At 22.4% G+C, this 9,640-nt stretch carries 7 protein-coding genes; all 7 read left to right on the top strand.

The window, feature by feature from the left end:
- The first annotated feature begins 435 nt into the window (after positions 1 to 435).
- The gene (gene pheS, locus OC710_RS02020) at positions 436 to 1,476 is read left to right on the top strand and encodes a phenylalanine--tRNA ligase subunit alpha (RefSeq protein ID WP_004995402.1); all 1,041 of its coding nucleotides are present in this window, start codon (positions 436 to 438) and stop codon (positions 1,474 to 1,476) included.
- A 60-nt stretch (positions 1,477 to 1,536) separates the two neighbouring features.
- Positions 1,537 to 3,960, top strand: a complete 2,424-nt coding sequence (gene pheT, locus OC710_RS02015; protein ID WP_004995400.1) for a phenylalanine--tRNA ligase subunit beta — start codon at positions 1,537 to 1,539, stop codon at positions 3,958 to 3,960.
- Between the two features lie 39 nt (positions 3,961 to 3,999).
- Positions 4,000 to 4,902, top strand: a complete 903-nt coding sequence (gene rsgA, locus OC710_RS02010; RefSeq protein WP_004995397.1) for a ribosome small subunit-dependent GTPase A — start codon at positions 4,000 to 4,002, stop codon at positions 4,900 to 4,902.
- A 409-nt stretch (positions 4,903 to 5,311) separates the two neighbouring features.
- A complete protein-coding gene (lepA, locus tag OC710_RS02005; protein WP_004995395.1) occupies positions 5,312 to 7,129 on the top strand; it encodes a translation elongation factor 4 in 1,818 nt (605 codons plus the stop codon).
- Between the two features lie 82 nt (positions 7,130 to 7,211).
- Positions 7,212 to 8,513 carry an ABC transporter ATP-binding protein gene (locus tag OC710_RS02000; RefSeq protein ID WP_004995386.1) on the top strand — a complete coding sequence of 434 codons (1,302 nt, stop codon included), beginning with the start codon at positions 7,212 to 7,214 and terminating at the stop codon, positions 8,511 to 8,513.
- Between the two features lie 7 nt (positions 8,514 to 8,520).
- Positions 8,521 to 9,363, top strand: coding sequence for an ABC transporter permease (locus OC710_RS01995; protein ID WP_004995383.1), 843 nt, complete (start codon positions 8,521 to 8,523; stop codon positions 9,361 to 9,363).
- 2 nt (positions 9,364 to 9,365) lie between these two features.
- The coding region (locus tag OC710_RS01990) for an ABC transporter permease (protein ID WP_425306759.1) at positions 9,366 to 9,640 on the top strand (275 nt) is incomplete at its 3' end.

The following is a 9,640-nucleotide window of genomic DNA, read 5'->3' as shown; positions in this document are numbered from 1 at the left end:
ATTTTCAAAATTAATTCCCTATCCTTGTATATTATTTTATTAATTTTTTTATACATAAATAAAACATTGATTATAAATCTCTGAGTTAAATTTCATAAAAAAATAAAACTTAAATAAGTTTAAAATTTTATCTTATTAAATTTCTAAATTAAATTAATTATGGTAATTAAAATTTAAATATTTAAATTATAATTATGATAATATTATAATATCATAGAAATAAAAATTAAAATTTTAAAAACTAAAAAGTTTTAAAATAAAAAATTTTAAAAAATATTTCGCTAATCAAAACAAAATATAAACACTAAATCTCAAATTTAATAAAATTATTTTAATATCAAAAAAACTTTTATCAAGATAAAACAAAAATTTTAGTTATTACTAAAATTTATTGATATATCGTAAGAACCAACAAAGGAAATTAAAATTAACCAAATGAATAATAAAAATGAAGCTTTACAACAAAAAATATTAAATTTAAAACAAAAAATTAAAGAAAAAATTCAAGAATTAGATAAAATAAATTCTCTACATCAATTAGATGTTCAATTTAATAGATTTAATAAATATTTCATAGAATTATTTAAATATATTAAACAATGTGATATAAAAGTAAAAAAAGAATTAGGACAACAAATAAATGAATTAAAAAAAAATTCTCTTCTTGCTTACCAAATTAATAAAACCAAATTAGAAAATAAACAATTAAACAAAAAAATAATAAAAGAAAAAATAGATGTTACTTTACCTGGATTTTCATTCCCAGAAGGCAGTATACATCCCCTAACACAAACAATTGAAGAATTAGAAAATTTTTTTTTAAAAATGGGTTACGTTATTTATGAAAGTCAAGAAATAGAAACAGATTTATATAATTTTGAACTTATGAATATAAGCAAAAATCATCCGGCTAGAGATATGCAAGATTCTTTTTATCTGGATCACAAAAAAGAAACACTTTTAAGAACTCATGTTTCTTCAATGCAAATTAAAGCTATGTTACAAAACCCTAATAAACCTTTAAAAATAATTTCATCAGGAAATGTTTATCGTAGAGATAAAGATGATGCAACTCATAGTCATCAATTTACACAATTAGATGGATTTGTCATTGATTACACAGCTAATTTAGAAAACCTAAAAACCACTATTAATACACTAATTAAACACATTTTTGGCAGAAAACAAAAAATCTTTTTTCGACCATCTTATTTCCCTTTTACGAATCCCAGCTTAGAAGTAGATTTGATCTTAACAAAAAAAAATAAAGAAAAAATTTACCTTGAAATTATGGGAGCAGGATTAATACATCCAAATATATTAAAACAGGGTGGTTTCGATCCTGCTAAATATCAAGGATTCGCTTTCGGTATGGGTATCGAACGCATAGCTATGTTAAAATATCAAATAGAAGATATTCGAGATTTGTACAATAATGATTTAAGATTTTTAAAACAATTTTCATTATTAAATTAATATACTTAAACCTATTAACATAAATTAGATGAAAAAATAATTAAAAAAAGAGAAAATATCATGATTATCAACGAAAACATTTTAAAAAAATATTTATCCACATCTATTCCTAAAAATTTAAAATTTCTAATTAATAATCATATAACAGAAGTAGATAAAATAGAATCGATCCATCCTCAATTAAAAATAAAAAATAACCAAAAATATATTATTGGAAAAATTATCCAAATTATACACAAAACCATTAAAGTAGATATTGGCATAAATATAGTATCTATCTCGCTAAATAATAGTATTGATTATGATAAATTTTTAATAAATAAGAAAATTATTATTTTAATAGAACATAATTCACCAAATTTTAATATCACTAATAATAAAAACCCATTTACGAATATTTCTGATGATGAAGTATTTAATAAAATATTAATATCGCATAGAGAATTAAAATTATCTGAAAAATATTTAATAGAATCAGAAAAAGGTAAAATCTTATATTTAGATGATCAAGCTCCTATTGGTCAATGCGCTTTAACATATTTAAATTTAAAAGGCTCCACTATAACATTAGCTTTAACACCTAACAGAGCAGATCTTTTATCGCATATAGGTTTCGCTAAAGATCTACAATCTATATTAGAATCATCTATCACAGAATTAAATAATTATCCAAAAAACCATAATAATCCTCGTGAATCAGACAAATTAAACCCTTTTAGTATAAATATTAAAAGTAACAATTGTTATGAATATAATATAAGATATATAACTAATTTAACAATAAAAACCAGCCCTTTATGGTTACGTAATTTACTAATAACAAATCAAATAGAACCTGTAAATAATGTTATAGATGTTATTAATTTAATAATAATCGAATATGGTATACCATTAAATGTTTTAGATGCCGATCAATTCAATAACCAACAGATTGAAATAAGAAACGCTAAACAAAATGAAAAAATTATTAATTCGAAAGAAACATATTTTTTGAGAGATCAACAAGATATAGTAATCACTAATAATAACGATATCATCTCTTTAGCGGATATTTTAAATAACTCAAATTATGAAATTACAAATAAAACAAAAAAAATAATTATTACAAGTAGTTATTGGAATATAAAAAGTATTTCTGAAATATCCAAACACCACCAAATCAATAATCAAAAAACTTTAAGATTAACTAAAGGAATTGATCAAAGTTTAATAGAAACAGCATTAGAAAAAGCTACATTTTTAATACAACAATTAACTGACGGTATAGTACATAAAAATATTATGTCTCAAAAAATACAAAAATATCATAATCCAGAAATCAAAATAACATTAAATGAAATCAATAAAAAAGTCGGTTTAAAATTATCTTCTAAAAAAATCATAAATAATTTAAAAAGATTAAATTATAAAATAAAATTTATATCGAAACCTCAAAATTATTTTATAGCTCAAGCTCCTGAAAGACGTTATGATATCACTACACCTGAAGACATAATAGCAGATTTAGTCAGATTAAATGGTTATAATAACAAACAAATTAATACCCCTATTGATAATTTTAAAGAGCGTAATTCTGAGCAACAATATATAATTAAATTAAAAAAATTATTAGCAAACCTAGGTTTTTACGAAATTAAAACATATAAACTCGTTAATGAAAAACTTTTTAACCTATTTTATCATGATCAAAATTACCTATCAGTGATAAAACCTATTACCGAAGAAAGAAAAATTCTTAGACAATCTCTTAGCGGTAGCATGTTAGAGGTTTTAGAGTTTAATCATAAAAATAAAAATACAGATAATGCTTTTTTTGAAATATCTAATGTGTTTTATGAAAATAAAGAAGTTTTGCATTTATCATTAGGTATTAGCGGTTATTTAATAAAAAATCACTGGTTAAAAAAAAATATAGAAAGTTCTTTTTTTATTTTAAAAGGGATTCTAGAAAAAATAGCTAATTTTTTAAACATTAATATGTCTTTCTGTCCTACCCAAAAATATTTTAATTTGCATCCGGGAGCGCAATCTAACATTAAAATTAACCGAAAAAATATTGGTTTTATAGGAGAAATACATCCAAAATTAAATAACATATATCATTTAAATAAAAGTTTTATAGCTGAAATTAATCTAGATATGATTTTAAAAAAATCTTTAAAACAAGATATAATCATTAAAAAAATTAACAAATTACCTTATATAACTAGAGATTTAAGTTTTTGGATAAATAAAAAAATTCACTTTCAACAAATATTCGAAAGTTTAAAACAAAATTTTCAAAAAATTTTAATAAAATGCGAATTGTTAGATATATATACTCCAGATTCTAATAACAAAAATAAATATCAAAAATATTACTCTTTATCTTTTCGTCTAACATTTGAAAATATCAATAATGATTTAAATAAAAATAAAGTAGAGCAAATTATTAATCAAATAGAAAATAATTTAAAAATTAAATTTCAAGCACAAATAAGATAAAGATAAAATACTATACATAATAAATAGGAGCTTTATATTGTGTATAAAGGAATTATTATTAAAAACTTAATTACTAAGTATGTCGTTATCGATTTATTACAAAAAAATACTATAATTGCTCAACCTAAAGGTAAAATGGAAAATTTTAATAAAAAACATAAAACAACCAAATCTTTATACCATTGCCCTATTAAAATCGGAGATGTAGTAGAATATGAATCAAAACAAAACAAATTTTTTATTATTAATGTGCAAAAACGTAAAAACGAATTAGAAAGACCGAATATAGCCAATATTGATCAAGTACTATTAATCTTTTCTTTAACTGAACCTACAATAGATTTTAAGTTATTAGATAAATTTTTAATTATTTTACAAAAGTTAAATATTAAAATAATTTTAATTTTAACTAAAAAAGATTTAATAACTAAAGAAGAACTTAAATGTATTCAACCTCAATTATCATATTATGAAAAATGGTATTCTGTAATATATATTAATGCTAAACAAAAAAATACTATAAATTCTATAATTAAAACATTAAAAAATAGAACAACTATTTTAGCAGGGCAAACTGGTGTGGGTAAATCCACTTTATTTAATAATTTAACCTATCTTAATGTGAAAACTCAATCGATTTCTATGCATTCACTTAAAGGAAAACATACAACAACTAGTTCCCAATTATATATGTGCCATCAAGGTTATTTAGCGGATACACCTGGTTTTTCTAAGTTCAAACTATCAAATTTAAAAAATCATGAAATTAAAAATTTTTACCCAGATTTTTGCTCTATATCTGAACAATGTTTTTTCGGAAATAATTGTTTACATATAGAAGAAAAACAATGTAAAATCATAGAAAATTATCAAAAAGGATTAATTACTAAAAGTAGATACCTTAATTATGTTTCTTTAGTTAGACAAAATAAAAATAAATAATATAATTCCAATAAAAAAAATAGCTTTTATATTAAATTAACAATTATCATAAATAAACTAAAAATTCAATAAATAAGATCACTTATCAATATTAAAAAAAATATATTAAAACATAAACATAAATTTTTCGAAAAATAATTTATTTTTTATCATTATTTAGTAAATAAAAAGATTTTTTTAATATATTAATAATTATTAACTAAAATATAAATTAAAAAATATAAAAAATCTCAAAATTTATAATAAAAAAATGTTAATATAGTAAGCCAAATTAATAAAAATTTAAAATCTGATTTATCTATATAAATTTTTTTTATTGTATAATACTAAATACGTAATTACACCAATAACATAAAAAAATTCTTAATGATTATATAAATGATAAAGAAAGTCGATTGTATAAAAAAGCATGGATTTTGATAAAATCAAACAAAGACAAAAACAAATAAGAAATTTTTCTATTATTGCACATATAGATCATGGTAAATCTACTTTAGCTGATAGAATTTTAGAAATAACAAATACTATTAAAAAACACGAAATGAAACCTCAATTTTTAGATTCAATGGCTTTAGAACAAGAAAGGGGGATAACTATAAAATTAAACGCTATTCAAATAAAATATCATAATTTGCAAAAACAAGAATATATTATGCATTTAATTGACACGCCAGGTCACAGCGATTTTAGATATGAAGTTTCACGTTCGTTAGCAGCATGCGAAGGAGCATTATTAGTAGTAGATGCTACTCAAGGAATACAATCTCAAACTGTATCAAATCTAGAATTAGCTTTAGAAAATAAACTTATAATTATACCTGTCATAAATAAAATAGACGCACCAAACGCTAATATACCTAAAATTCAACAAGAAATTCAAAATCTTCTAAAAATCGATATAAATTCAATTATATTAGCTAGCGGGAAAACAGGTGTAGGAATTCAAGATGTTTTAGAAACAATTATAAAAAAAATTCCTTATCCTAAAGGAGACCCTGAAGCTCCCTTACAAGCTTTAATTTTTGATTCAAAATTTAATAATTATAAAGGAGTAATACCTCATATTAGAATAATTAACGGAACTATCCAAAAAGGAGATCGCATACGTTTTATAAAAAGTAAAGCTATTTATGAAGTTATCGAGGTAGGTACTTTTCAACCAAATCCCGTTATAAAACCATTTTTAACTACAGGAGATGTAGGTTATTTAACCGCTTTTATTAAAAATATTGATGACGTTAAAATAGGTGATACTATTACTTTAAACAAAAATATCCAAGTAAATGCTTTGCCAGGATATAAAGTTATTAACCCTGTAGTTTTTTGTGGATTTTACCCTGCCGAACATAAACAATATATTAATCTTCAAGAAGCATTACAAAAATTAAAATTAAATGATTCATCTTTAATTTATGAAAAATCTAATTCTAATATTTTAGGAATGGGGTTTCGAATTGGTTGCTTAGGTTTATTACATATGGATATTATTAAAGAAAGAATTATTCGAGAATTCAAAATCGAAGTAATTATTACTGCGCCTTCAGTCATTTTCCATGTTTACACCAAACAAAATCAAAAAATTATTATAGATAATCTACAAAAATGGCCTCAAAATCAAGCAATCGAAAAAATCGAAGAACCTTTTGTTAAAGCTTTTATAACGTGCCCAGAGCAATACATAGGTCCAGTAATGAAATTAACACAAAATAAAAGAGGTATTTTACAAAATATCAAATATTTAGAAAATCAAAATACAATCTTAACATATTTATTGCCTTTCAGTGAAATTATTTATGATTATTTTGATCAATTAAAATCTGCAACCAAAGGATATGCTGCTTTTGATTATCAAATGGAAAATTACTATCCAAGTAAATTAAAAAAAATGGATATTTTATTAAATTCTGAAATTGTTGATGCGTTGTCTTTAGTAGTACATGAAGATTTTGCCTATACTAAGGGTAAAATAATTTGTAATAAATTAAAAGAATTAATACCTAAACAAATGTTCGAAATAACAATTCAAGCGGCTCTTGGAAAAAAAATTATAACAAGAGAAAATATAAAAGCTTTAAGAAAAAATGTTACAGACAAATGTTATGGCGGAGACCATACTAGAAAAAAGAAATTATTAGAAAAACAAAAAGCTGGAAAAAAGAAAATGAGAGCTTTAGGAAAAGTAAAATTACCTCAACAAGCTTTTTTAGCTATTTTAGCAAATAAATGATAATAATATTTTTGGAAAAATTTATAAACCAATTAATTTTATTAGCTTGATTAGCATAAAAAAGGGGGGGTAGATAATATATATGACTAATTTGATAGAACTAAAAAATATTACTAAAGTTATAAATAATCAAATAATTTTAAAAGATATTAATTTAAAAATTAAAACCAATGAATTTGTAACTATATTAGGGCCTTCAGGATGCGGTAAAACCACTATTTTAAAAATCATAGGAGGTTTTGATACTTGTAGTAGTGGAGATATTTTTTTTAAAAATAAAAGTATTTTAAATGTGCCCCCACACAAACGATTAATTAATACAGTATTTCAAAATTATTCCTTGTTTCCTCATTTGAATGTTTTAGAAAATATAGCTTTCGGTTTAAGAGTAAAAGATTTAAATTATGAAACTAAACAAAAAATAAAAAGCATTAATCGAATCACAGAGCAAAAAATTAATTTAATTAAAGAACAGTATAAACATAAAATAAAAATAATTCAAGATAGCTTCAATAAAAATTATTTACTTTCATGGTTGCCATTTTATAAAGAAAATCCTAAAATTAGACAATTAAAAATAGATTTAAAAGAAGAAATAAAAATTATTCAAAGCCAACAACAATTAATATTAAGCCAATTACATCAGAAATTATTATGCGCCATAACAAAAGAAGAATTTATTAAAAACAAAGTTTTACATTATCTAAAATTAGTGGGTTTACAAGGATTCGAAAATAGAAATATTTACCAATTATCCGGCGGTCAACAACAAAGAGTAGCTATCGCTAGAGCTTTAATAAATGAACCCGAAGTAGCTTTATTTGATGAACCTTTAGCAGCTTTAGATCTAAAATCAAGACAAGAAATGCAATACGAATTAAAAGAAATGCAAAAAATTTTCGGTATTACTTTTATAGTAGTAACGCATGATCAATCTGAAGCTTTAACTATGAGTGATAAAATAGTAGTTATAAAACAAGGTGCTATTCAACAAATAGGAAATCCTGAAGATATTTATAATGAACCAGCTAACAAATTTATAGCTCAATTCATTGGAGAATCTAATCTAATCTCCGGCATTATGAAAGATGATTTTGTAGTTTTATTTGATAATAAAGAATTCCGTTGTATAGATTATGGTTTTCGCAAAAATCAAATAGTCGATATAGTTATAAGACCAGAAGATATAGATATTGTTGATTATAAAGATGGTTTAATTACAGGTATAGTACATTCTATATCATTTAAAGGGGTTTATTGGGAAGTAATTATTCAGACTAAATATAGAAATTATTTAATTCATACTACCGATTTTATTGAAAAAAATACTAAAATAGGAATTTCTTTTAATCCAGAAGATATTCATATTATGGAAACATGGTAAATTTAAAATGAACAATATTTTTAAAAATAAATCCCATAAATTCTATAAATGGTTAGCTTTACCGTACTTAATTATTATATTTTTTTTAATTATTATGCCAATATTAATAATTTGTTTCGACTCAATCCAAGAATATGATGATACCAAAATTCTTAAAATTGTTTTCACCGTTAAATACTATTATAATTTTTACACTAATTTAAATTTTATTTACATAATAATAAGATCTATTGCTATTTCTATTATAGCTACTTTTTTTGTTATTATTATTACTTATCCATTAGCGTATTGTGTTGCCCAATTAAATCCTTTAATGCAACCTATTATAGTTCTATTAATTAACGGTACTATTTGGATTAATATGATTTTAAAAATACAAGCTTTAGTACAAATTTTATCTTTAACCGAAAAATTCTTCAAAATTAATATATTAGAAACTAACATAGCAATGTTTATTGGTTTTTTATATCTCTTTTTACCTTATATGTTTTTATCTATTTACCTAAATATTTCTAAAATAGATAAAGGTTTAATCGAAGCTGCAAAAGATTTAGGAGCCAATGAACAACAAATTTTTAAAAAAATTATTTTCCCTTTGTCATTACCTGGTATCATTACGGGAACTATTTTGATTTTATTACAAATAGTAACTAACATTATTGTACCGAAATATTTAGGACCTACTAATGTCATGGTAATAAGCGAATTAATAGAGAATAAAATTTTTTTAAATGATGAAACGAAAAGCGCTTGTGTTATAGCTATTAATTTAACCATCATGATGTTAATAATTTTAAAACTTTGTCCTAAAAATCAATATCAAAAATATAATAAAGGAGAAAAAACATAATTATGAAAATTAACCTAAAAAAAAATATGTTATACATATATTTAACAGCAATGTTAATTTTTATTTATCTCCCAATTATATCTTTAATAATTTTCTCTTTTAACGAAAATGAAGGTAGGATAGCCTCATTAATACATTTTAATAAATTCGGTTTTAAATGGTATCGAAAAATAACACAAGATGAATCCGTTAAAAAAGCCATAATAGTAACTTTAGAAATAGCTTTATTGTCTACCATTATATCAACTATAATCGGAACTTTAGCAGCCATTTCTTT

Origin of the sequence: 'Vigna radiata' phytoplasma, from assembly GCF_030586915.1 — a bacterium.
GTDB lineage: Bacteria > Bacillota_I > Bacilli_A > Acholeplasmatales > Acholeplasmataceae > Phytoplasma > Phytoplasma australasiaticum.
Note: the sequence above shows the minus strand (reverse complement) of the source record. Positions and strands in the feature narration are given on the sequence as shown.

Excerpts from the sequence above, each read along its gene's own strand:
- pheS (WP_004995402.1), top strand. The coding sequence starts at position 436 with ATGAATAATAAAAATGAAGCTTTACAACAAAAAATATTAAATTTAAAA.
- pheT (WP_004995400.1), top strand. The coding sequence starts at position 1,537 with ATGATTATCAACGAAAACATTTTAAAAAAATATTTATCCACATCTATT.
- lepA (WP_004995395.1), top strand. The coding sequence starts at position 5,312 with ATGGATTTTGATAAAATCAAACAAAGACAAAAACAAATAAGAAATTTT.
- OC710_RS02000 (WP_004995386.1), top strand. The coding sequence starts at position 7,212 with ATGACTAATTTGATAGAACTAAAAAATATTACTAAAGTTATAAATAAT.
- OC710_RS01995 (WP_004995383.1), top strand. The coding sequence starts at position 8,521 with ATGAACAATATTTTTAAAAATAAATCCCATAAATTCTATAAATGGTTA.